This window comes from Chitinophagales bacterium (assembly GCA_020636495.1).
Classification (GTDB): Bacteria; Bacteroidota; Bacteroidia; order Chitinophagales; family Chitinophagaceae; genus UBA5543.
The window spans coordinates 1,027,309-1,041,935 of record JACJXQ010000008.1; the positions used below are offsets into that span (position 1 = coordinate 1,027,309).

Genomic DNA, 14,627 nt, shown 5'->3' on the forward strand with positions numbered 1-14,627 from the left:
AAATGAGCTATATTTTTATTGCGCTGTAAAATCTCCCTTCAGGTCGAAACAATAGACGCGTGTTACATTGTTTATGGTTAACGTTGCCACTTTAGATGTTTCAAATTCTTTGATAATCGCATTCGTAATTCTTGTGTTCAATTCATCCGTCAATGGTTGTGGAGTAATATCCTTCCCGTTAATGTCATACACGTTTATAGGTATGAGGACTTTTTTAAAAGGCTCCATATAGACAATGTTCCCGTTTTTATCAACGATCAGATGATTGATATAATAGTTATAACTACCAGTTGGAATTTCACCATTTTGCGAAACGTCGCTTAGGATGTTATTGATCTTATCATTTAGTTTGCTCTTTACATCTTCAGTTTCAGTCAGGTCATGTTGGTCGTCTATAAAGATATCTTCCCCGTTCAGTGTAAGTGGTTTGGGATCTATCCTCGATATCACCATTCTGATCTCATCGGTTCTGGGATCTTGTACCATTACGGTATCAGGTGCAGATGCTTCAGAAAATACAATTGTATTCCCTTTATAAGTGACTTTATTACCATCTCTTTGAGGCTCTTCCCAGGTAAATGCATTTTTTGTAAAGCTCAGGATAGCTATAGCTAGCACCGGCAGCAATAACAATTGTTTGCTTTTTGCGAGGGTTGTTGTTTTTCTTGTCAACATAAGGATACGTTTTTTTAAGGGTGAGCGTGTAAATGAATGGGCAAGTACAGGAGCTGAACCTAATATGGACTGCTCTACCAGGAACTGTCCATAGGCTGATGGGGTAGTGGATACTGCTGCATCTGCCTGGTATTCATGCACCATCAGCAGTCTTCTTTCAAGAATGTAAATGAGCGGGTTGAACCAGAACAGGATATTTATTAAGCGGATCAACAGCACGTCAACAAAGTGTAGCAGGTGCCCGTGCTGTTCTTCATGTGCCAGTATCATTTGTAATTCTTCTTCAGTATAGCTGTGTTTGCTGCTGATAAAAACATACCTGAACGCAGAGAACGGGCTTTGTGGTTTACCTGTTTCAATAATGGTCCATGTTCCGTCTTTGGAGTGTACACCATTTCTGTACAGCCTCACAATGTTCAGCAGGTCCCTGAGCAGATATATGCTAACTACGGCTACTCCGGTAATATATATTATCATCAACCATTGCTCCCAACCCAGTATGCTGTTTTCAGATACTGCCACTATTGTTTCACGTGCAATAGCAGACTGTTCAGCAATAGGTCTGCTTACATCTGTAGCATATATCACAGAGTCATTATCCCAGGACCATAATGGTATTAATATGCCCGCAAATAATATTACCAGCAGGTAGAACCTGTTATATCCATGGTTGGCCTCCCTGCGCATGAACAGGTCGAAAACTATCAGCCCAAGTAGCCATATCGCGGATGTATTGATGATGTATTGCAGCATACTTATAACCTTTTATGAGTTACAGGGATACAAGTTCTCCGTTTTTTACTTTGAACGAATTCCAGAATGCGGTGTTATTTATTGCACTATTCACTTCTACTCCATTATTGGATGCAGGAGTATGATTGGGTGCATTATTCAGCAGCACGGCGGTTCTTTTGGCAAATGTTTCATTTATCTTCTCACTGATGAACTTGTATTGTGGCCTGCCGTTCTTTGTGCCTGCAAGTTTTTCCACGCTGTCAAATTCAAAGTAAACTATGTTTCCTTTTTTGTCTATCACTACTGCTCCTATCAAAAGCCTGTATTCACCGTCAGCAAGTTTTTTTATTTCCTTTTTCATATTGGTCAGCAGGTATTCTTTCAACGCCTGGTCGTTTAGGCTCGAGGGGCCTGTATACCTGTCTTTTGATCCGCTGCTGGTCTGCAGCTCCCCAGGCATATACACGCGCTCATCATTCATCTTATTGGGATTAGATGGTTCTTTACTGGTGATCACCAATTGCATATCACCGGTTGTTGGGTCTGTTACCATAACAGTATCATTCTCACTGCTTGGAAACTCAAATGTATTACCCCGATAGGTTACTTTATTACCCTCGCGTACCGGGCTCGGGATGCCTTCAAGGAATGAGTTCTCTGTAAAACTTAGCATGGCAATAGCCAATACGGGCAGTAATAACAGTTGCTTGCTTTTTGCAAGGGCTGTTGTTTTTCTTGTTAACATAAGGATACGTTTTTTTAAGGGTGAACGTGTAAATGAATGAGCGAGTACAGGGGCTGAACCTAATATAGACTGTTCTACCAGGAACTGACCATAAGCTGATGGGGTAGTAGATACTGCAGCGTCTGCCTGGTATTCATGTACCATCAACAGTCTCTTTTCAAGAATGTAAATGAGTGGGTTGAACCAAAAGAAGATATTGGCTAAGCGTACCAGCAGTACATCAACAAAGTGCAGTAAGTGACCGTGCTGCTCTTCGTGTGTCAGTATCATTCGCAACTCTTCTTCTGTATAATTGTCTTTGCTGCTGATATATACATACCTGAATGCAGAGAACGGGCTTTGCGCTTTGCCTGTTTCTATTATGGTCCATGTGCCATCTTTAGATAGTATGCCTTGTCTGTATAGTTGCATTATGTTCACCAGGTCCTTCAGCAGGAACACACTTACTATAGCAGCACCTGTTATGTATATGATAAATAGCCATTGTTCCCAGCCTATGATGCCTCCTTCAGATGCTTCAACAATAGTCTGTCTTATTGCGGCTGATTGTTCTGCAATAGGCTTGCTGATATTAGCATTATAGATAACTGAATCTCCACCCCACGACCATAATGGTATTAATGCTCCAGCAAATAATATTACCAGCAGGTAGAACCTGTTATATCCATGGTTGGCCTCCCTGCGCAGGAACAGGTCGAAAACAATAAGGCCTGTAAGCCATATTGCAGTAGTATTGATGATGTATTGCAGCATAACTATTTGTTTTTAAGGTTAGCCAGTTCTTCCATTTTTTTCTTGTGTGCTTCTATATTCCATTCAAAATTCCAGTTGCGTGTATATTCACCAAGTGGTGGCAGGCCAACTTCGGCTCTTCTCTTGTCTACGTTTTCAGGGTCTTCCAGTTCCGATACATAGAAGTTGCCATCTTTATCCCTGCCTATCTGGCTGCCGTATATCTGTTTGCCTCCCGCACGCAATGCTACCCTGTCTTCAAGCAATGCCAATGACGAACCCCTGGCTTTGCCATTTTTAACTGCATCGCGCATCATAGGCAGGTATTTCTGTTGCACTTCAATGTCAGCATGTTGTATAACAAGAAAGAGTGCCTGGCTACCATTATTGCCTATTACGTCTGGGCCCAGCCAACCACGCTTGTCTAATACGGCTGTTACTTTTATTACGTTTACCGAGTCGTAATAATTGATCGTCTGCCAGAGCTCTTTTATCTCTTTTGACTCCCTGCCATACTGTTCTTCCACTTTGTCTAATTGCATGCGATATTGCTGGTCTGTAGTAAGCACTGTGTCCAGTATGCGCACCAATAGTTTATCCAGGTTGGCTTCTTCTTTTTCCTTATTGGCAAGCACTAAGTCTGATACCTCTTTCCATCTTTTATCATTATGTATCGGGTCAAGGTCAGGATCGGTAGAAAAGTGACTGTAATTGCTATAACCTGACTTCTCTGCTATAATGAACAGGTTATGAAAGGCTGAGTCTGCGTTGCCTGCCAACGACCATACGCATGCGGCATTATACCTGTCATTTGGATATCCTTTATTGCCTAATGCAGCAAAAGCCAGCGTATACTCATGTGCTGATTTTTTATACTCTTTGGTATTGTAGTATTTATCAGCATTTGATATGTGTGCATTGTATATAGAATCTGCCTGTGCTCTTGAATTATAGTGTTGCAGCAACGCGATCAGCAGCAGTATGTAGAAAACGTTCTTCATCCCGGGTTACTTTTCAGGGTTGTCAATATTTTTCAATAGTTCATTCAGCTCTTTAAGGTTCAGGTCTTCACTCTTTACCAGGAAACTCACCAGCTTTTTAGGCGATCCGCTGAAGTATTTTTCTACCAGGCTTTGTACGCCTTGTTGCGCATACTCTTCTTTGCTTATGATTGGGAAGTACTCGTAGGTCTTACCATAAGCCTTATGGTCCAGGAAACCTTTGCGTTCTAATATCCGCACTACCGATGATACTGTACTGTGTGGAATATCAGGGTCGCCCAGTTTGTCTATTATATCACGCACAAGACAAGGCTGTATCTGCCATATGATGTGCATGATCTCTTCTTCTGCTTTCGTTAATTGCGATACCGTTTTATTGCGTTTCATAACGTAAATATACGTTATGAAACGCAAAATACAAATTTTATGCAAAAAAAACGGCTGTTCAATATTGAACAGCCGACTGAATATATTATGGAGAAAATATTTATCGTTTCATCAGTGCAAGGTCTGTAACCTCGCTCATTTCAGAAACGAAATGGAATTTAAGCCCTTTGATATACGCTTTGTTGATCTCTTCAACGTCTTTCCTGTTCTGCTCACAGAGGATGATCTCTTTAATACCCGCGCGTTTTGCTGCCAGTATCTTTTCCTTAATACCGCCAACAGGCAATACTTGTCCGCGTAATGTGATCTCACCGGTCATGGCCAGGTACGACCTTAACTTACGTCCTGTAAACAGCGATGCCAATGCGCTCAGGATTGTGATACCTGCACTTGGTCCGTCTTTAGGTACAGCACCTTCAGGTACGTGAAAGTGTACATTGTATTTTTCAAAATCATCAGGCTTGATGCTGTACTCCTCGGCATGTGCTTTCAGATAAGACAATGCGGTTGTCGCACTTTCTTTCATTACATTGCCCAGGTTTCCTGTCATGGTCAGGCCTCCTTTACCTTTAGATAAGGCTGTTTCAATGAACAATATATCACCGCCTACAGATGTCCATGCTAAACCTACTGCAACGCCCGGAGGATTCCCCTTTACATACAGGTCGTTGATGAACTTAGGCTTGCCCAGTACCTCCTCTACATATTCGTCAGTTATGTTCAGCGGCACTTTCTCTTCCATAGCCACACGTTTGGCAATAGCACGCATCATCGATGCCATGGTCCTGTCAAGTTCCCGCACACCCGATTCTCTTGTGTACTGTTGTATAATTTTACCCAGTACTTTATCACTGAATTTCAGCTTCTGGTCGGCTAGCCCGTGCATCTCTTTTTCTTTCGGCACTAAGTGACGTTTGGCTATCTCTATCTTTTCTTCCAGCGAGTAGCCCGACAGGTGTATGATCTCCAGCCTGTCACGCAGGGCAGGTTGTATATCACCCAGGCTATTTGCAGTAGCTATGAACAGTACTTTCGAAAGGTCGAATTCCAGCTCCAGGTAGTTGTCGTAGAACGAGTTGTTTTGTTCCGGGTCTAACACTTCCAGCAGTGCAGAGCTAGGGTCGCCACGAAAATCTTTGCCCACCTTATCTATCTCATCGAGTATAAATACCGGGTTGGCCGATTTTGTTTTGCGCAGCGATTGTATGATACGCCCCGGCATAGCACCGATATAGGTCTTACGATGCCCGCGCAGTTCACTTTCGTCGTGCAGACCGCCAAGGCTCAGGCGTACATATTTCCTGTTAATTGAGTTAGCAATACTCTTACCTAACGATGTTTTACCGATACCAGGGGGGCCAACAAAACAAAGTATCGGCGATTTCATATCACCCTTCAGTTTCAATACGGCCAGGTATTCTAAAATGCGTTCTTTTATTTTTTCCATGCCATAGTGGTCATGGTCCAGTATCTTCTGTGCCTTCTTCAGGTCGTAGCTGTCTTGCGTAAAGGTGCCCCATGGCAGGTCCAGCATCAGGTCCAGGTGGTTATAAATTACAGAGTAGTCGGGCGTGCTGGGGTGCATACGCTCCAGCTTCTCTATATTCTTCCTGAACAACTCTTTAGCTTCTTCTGAGAACTTCACTCCCTCAGCTCTTTTCTGCAGGTCTTTTATTTCGCGGTCGTTAGGCTCGCCACCTAATTCTTCGCGAATAGATTTCAGTTGTTGCTGCAGGAAATATTCACGCTGCTGTTTGTCTATATCAGCACGTGTCTTATTGGTAATCTCATTCTTCAGTTCCAGCAGTTGCAGTTCTGCCTGCAACAGTTGCATCAGTTTTTCAGCTCTTAGCTTGATGTCATTTTCTTCCAGCAGCTTCTGCTTTTCTTCCAGCTTGGCAGATATGTTCGACGATATAAAGTGTATCAGGAAAGACTGGTGCTCGATATTACGCAGTACGATACTGGTCTCATTGGGCAGGTTGGGCGATAGTTGTGCTATCTGCTCCGACATATCCTTCAGCGATGCTATCAAGGCATCAAAAGCAGGATCCTCTTTAGGGAAAGTGTCCTCTATGTAGTTAACATTAGCCTTAAAATAAGGTTCAGTTTGAGTGAACTCAGCTACCTCGAAACGCATACGTCCCATGATGAATATGGTCGTATTGCCATCAGGCATCTTTATCTGTTTCACTATTTTGGCAACGGTACCTGTATGGTACACATCATTCGTTGTCGGGTCTTCATTCTCTCCATCCTTCTGTGCCAGTACACCTATCCATTTACCTTCTTCCTGTGCTTTGTTGATGGCCAGTACAGATTTTTCCCTGGCCACGGTAATGGGCAATACAACATTCGGGAATAATACAGTGTTACGCAGTGCTATTACAGGTATCTCTGTGGGCAGGTCTCCTTTTTCCTGCTCATCCATTTCATCTTCACCCAGTGGCACAATGGGCATAAACTCCATTTCATCTTCAGTATTCCCTAAAAACATATCGATCTTCGGCTTCATTTACAGACATTTTGACAAAATAACCCCTTTATAAATATAGGGAATGAAAAGTGTTTATGTGACAATACCTATGCCAAACACGCAGAAACTGTAATATTTGCAGTATTTTGCGCCTTGATTATCATAAACTAAATATAAAGAACATGAAATTGCGCCACTTACTGGTTCTTGCATTAATGCAAACTGCAATATTTCCTGCGTCGGCTTTCGCCCATCAGCCGGGCGACGATGAGATCGTCTTTTATCCCAAAAAACTGTATCTCAGCAATAGTTTTGACGGTACACTTATAACAACGGCATTTGATAATGGTGTACTCCCGTTAAACGGCGGTATACCAACCACGATCGGTACTCCCCGTATCACGTGGTTCCTGAATACAGGTTTCAATCTCAATTATGATTTCAGTAGTACGGTAGGCATATTTACAGGCCTGGGTATCAAGAATATGGGCTTTATCGAAAAGATAAAACCGCTGGATAGCACGGTGAAAAGACGTGTATTTGCGGCTGGCCTCCCTGTTGGTATTAAAGTGGGCAACCTCAAAAGGAAGACCTACGGTTTTATTGGTGGTGGTGTAGACGTGCCGCTTAACTATAAAGAGAAGGGTTACATAAGAAGAGGTGCTAAAGACAAATTGAACGAGTGGTTCAGCGACAGGACGGCTGCCTATATGCCTTACGGCTTTGTTGGTGTCAGCTTTGCCCCGGGCGTGTATTTTAAGGTACAGTACTACCCCAACAACTTTATGAACCCCGATTTTGTAGAGACGGATGCTACATTAGGTGCCGGAATAGGCGCTAAGCCTTATAGCAGGTACGATGTGTCTATGCTTATGTTCAGCATAGGGCTGGACATCAGGTACAGCAATAAGATGAAGATCAAACACAAAGAACATCACGAAACAATGATGTAATAGTGTAAAAATATTTAAAAAGGGCTTACCACTGCGGTAAGCCTTTTTTAATGTGTTTCAGAATATTTTAGTGTCCCAGCACCTCGGCAAGTTTCGCTTCCAGGTCCGGTCCGCGCAGGTTGTTGGCTATGATATTTCCTTCTGGGTCTACCAGGAAGTTGGCAGGTATGCCATTCACGTTATAGTCCCGGGCCGCTATCGACTGCCATCCTTTCAGGTCGCTTACATGTGTCCATGTCAGATTATCCTTTTTGATGGCTTGCAGCCATTTATCTTTATCCTCATCCAGCGATACGCCCAGTATGGTAAAGTTCTTGTTCTTGAACTTATTATAAGCCATTACTACATTAGGGTTTTCCTGCCTGCATGGGCCACACCACGATGCCCAGAAGTCTATCAGTACATATTTCCCCCTCAGGGATGATAAATTCACTATCTCTCCATCCGGTGCAGGTAGCGATATTTCAGGTGCCATGCCTGCCATACCCGCCTCGTTCGCTTCGGCTTGCCTGTTGAAGGCAGCAGTCATTTCATTGTATTTATCAGTAAACTCTTTCGCTGTTTTTGAATTCGGGAAACGGCTCCCCAGGCTTTGTATAAATGCTTCCATATACGCACCCTCGGCCTGCGGATTCAGTATTTGCGCCGCAAATACGGCGTTGGATACATATTTTGTCGTGTCGGCATAGGATTCAATATGCCGGGTCAGCGACATGTTCATCTCTTTGGCTGAAGCCATGGCAGATGCCAGTCTTGCGGTGTCGCCCCTGGCGCGCAAAGTGTCCAGTACTATCTGCATCTGGTTCAGGTCGCTCATATGTTCACGTACTACAATGATCAGTTTTTTCAGGCTTTCAGACGGGGCAGAACCAGATACATTATAGTTCTCTAGCGTGTTCCAATCAGCACTTATCTTCAGGTTGCCTTTGTCAACAGATAATAATATGAACCGGTTGCCCTGGAAACGAAGACGAAAGAGGTGCGGCTCCATAGTAGTGCCTGTCAATTCAAACTTACCTGCAGCATCAGGGCGGGTAGAGTCTATAATTACTATGCCATTCATCCCTACATCTTCAAGAAGTACATCACTTTCAGGCAAACCTTTTATATCCCCGATTACGGTGAATTTATTCTGTCCGCCGCCGCATGAAGATAGACCTGCTACGATCAGTAGTATTGATAAATATCTTAATAACATGTTTTGTCTTTTAGCGCACAAACCTAACTAATAATTCGCTTTTTACACGCCATTGTCAGTTATTCAGCCAAAAGGGTGATTTTGCTCATAATAGCAGGCTTATGACAATTCCCTGACACTGCATGTGCTTTTCTGCTGGATATTTGTATCGAAATGAAAATGAAAGGATTATTAGGCAAATACCTGCTATTTGCATCCTTATTGTTTGCATCCTGTCAAAAGGATGATCTTCCTGTAACCCTGCCACAAAAGGGAGAGGTAGAGTATTCATTGGTTGAAATGGGGGAAGATTATACGGATCAGCTCTTCTTCAACTTTGAAACGAACAGTGTGGTACACGTCAGCCAGGTAAACAGTTGGGACCTGGCCTTTGATGCAGGTGTGGGAGGTTTTCATGTGTACATGAACGGTGGTGCCGATGTGCTGGTATATAACACGCACGAAACGGATTTTACCAAAGTAACTACCGCGCCTGGGGTACTCAGCGAAGAGTGGTTGTTCGACCGTCCATGCGGTTTAGGTGATTCAACAGGTATTGGCGACTGGAGAGGTAAAACAGCAACTGGCAGCGAGATATTCATTGTAAAACTGAACAGCACTTACATAACCAACAACCTGAAAAAAGTTAGAATTGTACTGGTAGATGGTTCAAAATATGTGCTCGAATATGCCGACCTGGATGAGAACATAACACATACCATCACTATACCCAAAGACGATAAATATAATTATGTCTACTTCTCTTTTGATAAAGGCGGACAGGTAGTACAGCCAGACCCCCCGAAAGATACATGGGATATCGTATTTACCAGGTATCGTTTTATATACTACGACCTGGATAATTTCAAATACATAGTAAGTGGCGTACTGACCAATCCGTATAACACAACTTCCGCTGCAGATAGTACGGATAAGTTTGCTGATATTACCGGCAGTAAGGTAACAGAACTGACCTATTCCGATCACAGGGATATCATCGGGTTCGACTGGAAAGAATATAATTTCGATACCAAGAGCTACGATATGCACCCTGAAAAGAACTATGTCATTAAGAACCGCAATGGTAATTACTGGAAAATTCACTTCCTTGATTTTTACAACAAACAGGGTGTAAAAGGTTGTCCGTCATTCGAGTTTCAACGCGCATATTAAGAGCGCTGATTTCATATAATAGTTGTTGACAGGAGCCGGTTCACCGGCTCTTTTTTGTTTACATATTGCTCAATAAAACACATTTAACAGCTGATATGTGTAAGGGGTAGGGTAATTACCTTAACTTTAGAAACATGCGTTACAGGACATGTTTATGGATACTGCTGTTGGCCTGCAATGGGGCTTTGAATGCTCAGAGGCTGAAAAGTGAACCTGACCGTGATACCCGCGTGATGTACAAACATTTCGATGTGGTGTTTTATGACTACCCAACGCACAATAGTATGTATGGCAGTGATGACCCTTACGATGATAATGGTCTTGCCGAAACGATCATTACCCGCGATACCATAACCATTAACGAATACGGTATGCCCGTCGATGACCGGATACTTGTGCAAATGGTACCGAAATACAAAGGTGACAGTTTCAAAATATTTTACAGTGTACTCAGGGTAGTAAGCGAGCAATATGATTTTAGACGCCACCCGACATTCGACATATGGAAGAAAACAATGGTAAGCTGGGAAGGCTATTCCCGGCCCCTGGATTTACAGGACTCCATAGGGTATTATTACCGCCTGCCACACAGGGATATTACAGAGCAACAGGAAAGCGTAAGGCAACTATTATCGCTCAGGGATACCTCCGTTATTGTGCCAAGCGAAGGGGGTAATTATGCATCGGTGGTATATAAAGAAAGGCCGGCTCATTTTGACTTACCCTGGGCCATGATGAAAATAGAACGCTATCACAACGGCAAGCTGGCAGAAGTAAAACACATACGTCTCATTATAGAAAGTGGTTGCTGATAGTTCTCTCCGATTATCATTTGTGGCAAAATAATTCCCCATGGAATAAAATGTCAGAAAATGCTAATATTGTGTTGCAGGTATAATACCGGTAATGCGATACGCCACCTTATTATGTATAACGATACTGATGATCAACGGCCCTTTGCGGGCTCAAAACCTTGTGCCTAACCCGGGCTTCGAATCATATACACGGTGTCCGCACATGTACAGCATGCCTGACTCTAACCTGGAGTATTACATCCCCGACTGGTTCAGCGTAATGCAATACACAAGCCCTGATTATTTTAATGCCTGCGGCAAAGCCTGGCCCTATTGGCCATACCGTATGAATGTGCCGCAGAATATGTATGACTATCAGGAACCACATGGCGGAGTAGCATATGCGGGTTTTTATGCCTATGGGCTGGGAAAACGGGTGCCGCCCGATGATAGTTTTTACAGCGAGGCGCTCATTGCAAGGCTGCTGACGCCGATGAAGACAGGGAAAAAATATACTGTGTCGTTTTGGGTGAATTATACGTTGCATTATACGCCGGCCAATAAAATAGCGGTTGATGCCGTCGGTGCCTATTTCTCTGATACGTTCATCTACAAGATGCAGGGCCTGAACCCCAAACTGCCTTTTTCTATCCGCAATTCACCCGGCAACCTCATATACGATACGCTTAACTGGACAGAGATAACGGGTGTCTATACGGCGCATGGGGGAGAGGAGTATATAATTATCGGCAACCTGACCGCACCGTCCAACGGGCCTTTTAAGGATACTATGATCAAACCCACAAATCCTAACACCATATGGGAGTCTTATTATTTCCTGGACGATGTATCTGTTGTCCGGTACTGCGACTCAGTATTTACCTCATCAGATACTACTGTTTGCAACAATGCGGAGGTAGAGCTAACACCTGCAACAGTAGGTGCCAACTATTTATGGAACACAGGCGCTGCCACGGCCACTATTAAAGTGGCCGCGGGGGAAGGTGTTTACTGGCGACAGACAATGGCTGATTGCGACCTGCATGTAGATACCATACACCTGTCCCGCTACCTGGACAATACCGCATCCATAACCGACACAACAGCTTGTATCTATGAAGACGGTATCCCTCTGCACCCAACAGTAGCCGGTGCGGCCTCCTATATATGGAGTACAGGTAGCACGTCGGCATCCGAAACGGTAAAAGCTGCAGGAGTATATTGGTGCAGGTCTGTAAAAGATTGTATTCAGCATACGGATACCTTCCATGTTTCAGAAAAGGCTATACCGCTGCACCCTTTCTCGCTGGGCGCAGATACTACCTCTTGCGATGAATTGACCATTGGTACATCCTACGGCAGCAAAGTAACTTATAGCTGGAACACCGGCGACACGGTATGCTGCATTAAAGCAGATACATCAGGAGCGTTTATCCTAACGGTCAAAAATGACTGTTACAGTACGACAGATACCCTTGAGTTTGAAAAGAAAGTTTGTAACAACTGCATCTTTATTCCTACAGCCTTTTCCCCGAATAGCGACGGTATCAACGACCTGTTCACCATTCGTGTACGCTGCCAGTTGCGACTGTTCACCATCCGCATATTCGACCGCTGGGGCGAGGAAGTGTTCGCATCTCATTCGCTACAACAAAAATGGGACGGAAAATATAAGAACAAGGAGGTACAGATGGGCACTTATTATTATGTCGCTTCCTTTACACTCGACGATGGCCACCCACAGGTCATTAAAGGGGATATTACTTTGTTGAGGTAAGGTGATTGCCTGCACACCCCTGTTCATCTGATTATTTTAGTTGCTGAAATGGTAAATATTGAGTATATTTGATGTAATTAAACATCTTTAACCATGAAGAGAGGTCCTAATCACTCTATACTATATTATTTATACAAAGCTCCGCCAAAAGCGGAGCTTTTTTGTTATTTGTTAAGTACGAAGATTTTATGGTTTTACTTAACAATACTTAACATTTTTTCTGATAAATATTTGAATATCAATCAATTATTGCATTCTGGCAATTACTGCCTGTTAAAGGACAGTATACCGGAACAGCAGTTGCTCCGTCCGGCATGTGTAGTTTGTCAAATCCGCGCCCCGGCGCCTTGCCCAATGGGCAGCCATAACAGCCATATAAGTATTTTTCACTTTTTAATTTTTACTTTTGAATTTAAATTCCATAGCCTTACCTTTGCGCAAAATTTCGGTAATACACTCTTTTAATATTAATTAACAGATATGCCAAACGTTGGTAAGATTAAACAAATCATTGGTCCGGTAGTAGACGTATACTTCAGTAGTGAAGCAGCCCTCCCGGAGATTTATAACGCATTGGAGATCAAGCGCGAAAACGGAGATATACTGGTACTTGAGGTGCAGCAGCACCTGGGTGAGGACAGCGTTCGTTGCGTAGCGATGGACAGCTCTGAAGGCCTGGTTCGTGGTATGGAAGCAGTAGATACAGGAAAAGCGATAGCAATGCCTGTAGGTGAAGAGATATATGGCCGTTTGTTTAATGTAACCGGTGATGCTATTGACGGTCTGCCTCAGCCAAGCAAGGCTAACGGTCGCCCGATACACGCAAAACCACCAAAGTTTGAAGATCTGAGTACAGCATCTGAGATCCTGTTCACTGGTATCAAAGTTATCGACCTGATCGAGCCATATGCAAAAGGTGGTAAGATCGGTTTGTTCGGTGGTGCCGGTGTGGGTAAAACCGTATTGATCCAGGAGCTGATCAACAACATTGCGAAAGCGTATAGTGGTGTATCGGTATTTGCGGGTGTAGGTGAGCGTACTCGTGAGGGTAACGACCTGATGCGTGAGATGATCGAGGCAGGTATCGTAAAATATGGTGATAAGTTCAAACACAGCATGGAAGAAGGCGGTTGGGATACCAGCGCAGTTGACATGGAAGAACTGAAAAAATCACAGGCTACCTTCGTATTCGGACAGATGAATGAGCCTCCCGGAGCACGTGCCCGTGTGGCCCTTTCAGGTTTGACAATGGCTGAATACTACCGCGACGGTGATCAAAGCGATCCAAATGGCGGCCGTGATATCCTCTTCTTCATCGATAACATTTTCCGTTTTACCCAGGCAGGCTCTGAGGTATCAGCTTTGTTGGGTCGTATGCCTTCAGCGGTAGGTTACCAGCCTACCCTCGCCACGGAAATGGGTATCATGCAGGAACGTATTACTTCAACCAAGCGGGGGTCAATTACTTCTGTACAGGCGGTTTATGTACCTGCGGATGACTTGACTGACCCTGCTCCGGCAACAACATTTGCCCACCTTGATGCCACAACGGTATTGAGTCGTAAGATCGCTTCCCTGGGGATTTACCCTGCTGTGGATCCATTGGATTCTACTTCACGTATCCTTGATGCAGCAATCATTGGCGAAGAACACTACCGTTGCGCAGAGGATGTAAAGATGATTCTTCAGCGTTACAACGAATTACAGGATATCATCGCCATCCTCGGTATGGATGAATTGTCAGAAGAAGACAAAAAGGTAGTATCCAGAGCTCGTAGGGTCCAGCGTTTCCTCTCCCAGCCGTTCCACGTTGCGGAGCAATTTACAGGGATGCCGGGTGTTTTGGTTCCTATTGACGAAACCATTCGTGGATTTAACATGATCCTCAATGGAGAAGTGGATCAATATCCTGAAGCAGCATTTAACCTGGTAGGTACTATCGATGACGCTATCGAGAAAGGTAAAAAACTGATGGCACAAGCTGCTAACTAATCAGGTTTTG

General features: G+C 43.8%; 11 protein-coding genes. 5 read left to right on the forward strand and 6 right to left on the reverse strand.

All coding sequences use genetic code 11. The annotated features are described in order from the left end of the window. Positions 1-15: 15 nt before the first annotated feature. The 5 genes from H6550_04505 to lon all read right to left on the reverse strand — a co-directional run bounded on the left by H6550_04505 (position 16) and on the right by lon (position 6,790). A complete protein-coding gene (locus tag H6550_04505; protein ID MCB9045384.1) occupies positions 16-1,428 on the reverse strand; it encodes a M56 family metallopeptidase in 1,413 nt (470 codons plus the stop codon). A gap of 19 nt (positions 1,429-1,447) precedes the next feature. Further along, positions 1,448-2,908 carry a M56 family metallopeptidase gene (locus H6550_04510; protein MCB9045385.1) on the reverse strand — a complete coding sequence of 487 codons (1,461 nt, stop codon included), beginning with the start codon at positions 2,906-2,908 and terminating at the stop codon, positions 1,448-1,450. 2 nt (positions 2,909-2,910) lie between these two features. After that, the gene (locus H6550_04515; GenBank protein MCB9045386.1) at positions 2,911-3,888 is read right to left on the reverse strand and encodes a hypothetical protein; all 978 of its coding nucleotides are present in this window, start codon (positions 3,886-3,888) and stop codon (positions 2,911-2,913) included. Between the two features lie 6 nt (positions 3,889-3,894). Continuing rightward, positions 3,895-4,275 carry a BlaI/MecI/CopY family transcriptional regulator gene (locus H6550_04520; protein MCB9045387.1) on the reverse strand — a complete coding sequence of 127 codons (381 nt, stop codon included), beginning with the start codon at positions 4,273-4,275 and terminating at the stop codon, positions 3,895-3,897. A gap of 100 nt (positions 4,276-4,375) precedes the next feature. Then, positions 4,376-6,790, reverse strand: a complete 2,415-nt coding sequence (gene lon / locus H6550_04525) for an endopeptidase La (GenBank protein ID MCB9045388.1) — start codon at positions 6,788-6,790, stop codon at positions 4,376-4,378. Between the two features lie 143 nt (positions 6,791-6,933). Between lon and H6550_04530 the strand changes: the two genes are divergently transcribed. Next, positions 6,934-7,704 carry a hypothetical protein gene (locus H6550_04530; GenBank protein ID MCB9045389.1) on the forward strand — a complete coding sequence of 257 codons (771 nt, stop codon included), beginning with the start codon at positions 6,934-6,936 and terminating at the stop codon, positions 7,702-7,704. Between the two features lie 67 nt (positions 7,705-7,771). On the opposite strand, the gene H6550_04535 is transcribed toward H6550_04530, so the two are convergent. Continuing rightward, entirely contained in the window at positions 7,772-8,902 is a 1,131-nt protein-coding gene (locus H6550_04535; protein ID MCB9045390.1) for an AhpC/TSA family protein, read from the reverse strand. 159 nt (positions 8,903-9,061) lie between these two features. On the opposite strand from H6550_04535, the gene H6550_04540 reads away from it, so the two are divergent. From H6550_04540 to H6550_04555, 4 genes are all read left to right on the forward strand, one after another. After that, a complete protein-coding gene (locus H6550_04540) occupies positions 9,062-10,054 on the forward strand; it encodes an HmuY family protein (protein MCB9045391.1) in 993 nt (330 codons plus the stop codon). A 134-nt stretch (positions 10,055-10,188) separates the two neighbouring features. Beyond that, positions 10,189-10,866, forward strand: a complete 678-nt coding sequence (locus H6550_04545) for a hypothetical protein (GenBank protein MCB9045392.1) — start codon at positions 10,189-10,191, stop codon at positions 10,864-10,866. A gap of 94 nt (positions 10,867-10,960) precedes the next feature. Next, positions 10,961-12,625 carry a gliding motility-associated C-terminal domain-containing protein gene (locus tag H6550_04550; protein MCB9045393.1) on the forward strand — a complete coding sequence of 555 codons (1,665 nt, stop codon included), beginning with the start codon at positions 10,961-10,963 and terminating at the stop codon, positions 12,623-12,625. 480 nt (positions 12,626-13,105) lie between these two features. After that, the gene (locus tag H6550_04555) at positions 13,106-14,617 is read left to right on the forward strand and encodes a F0F1 ATP synthase subunit beta (protein MCB9045394.1); all 1,512 of its coding nucleotides are present in this window, start codon (positions 13,106-13,108) and stop codon (positions 14,615-14,617) included. The last annotated feature ends 10 nt before the right edge of the window (positions 14,618-14,627 follow it).

What these genes read in the sequence shown, in the direction of transcription:
- H6550_04515 (MCB9045386.1), bottom strand. Translation starts at nt 3,888, where the DNA reads ATGAAGAACGTTTTCTACATACTGCTGCTGATCGCGTTGCTGCAACAC.
- H6550_04510 (MCB9045385.1), bottom strand. Translation starts at nt 2,908, where the DNA reads ATGCTGCAATACATCATCAATACTACTGCAATATGGCTTACAGGCCTT.
- H6550_04530 (MCB9045389.1), top strand. Translation starts at nt 6,934, where the DNA reads ATGAAATTGCGCCACTTACTGGTTCTTGCATTAATGCAAACTGCAATA.
- H6550_04545 (MCB9045392.1), top strand. Translation starts at nt 10,189, where the DNA reads ATGCGTTACAGGACATGTTTATGGATACTGCTGTTGGCCTGCAATGGG.
- H6550_04505 (MCB9045384.1), bottom strand. Translation starts at nt 1,428, where the DNA reads ATGCTGCAATACATCATCAATACATCCGCGATATGGCTACTTGGGCTG.
- H6550_04550 (MCB9045393.1), top strand. Translation starts at nt 10,961, where the DNA reads ATGCGATACGCCACCTTATTATGTATAACGATACTGATGATCAACGGC.
- lon (MCB9045388.1), bottom strand. Translation starts at nt 6,790, where the DNA reads ATGAAGCCGAAGATCGATATGTTTTTAGGGAATACTGAAGATGAAATG.
- H6550_04535 (MCB9045390.1), bottom strand. Translation starts at nt 8,902, where the DNA reads ATGTTATTAAGATATTTATCAATACTACTGATCGTAGCAGGTCTATCT.
- H6550_04555 (MCB9045394.1), top strand. Translation starts at nt 13,106, where the DNA reads ATGCCAAACGTTGGTAAGATTAAACAAATCATTGGTCCGGTAGTAGAC.
- H6550_04540 (MCB9045391.1), top strand. Translation starts at nt 9,062, where the DNA reads ATGAAAGGATTATTAGGCAAATACCTGCTATTTGCATCCTTATTGTTT.
- H6550_04520 (MCB9045387.1), bottom strand. Translation starts at nt 4,275, where the DNA reads ATGAAACGCAATAAAACGGTATCGCAATTAACGAAAGCAGAAGAAGAG.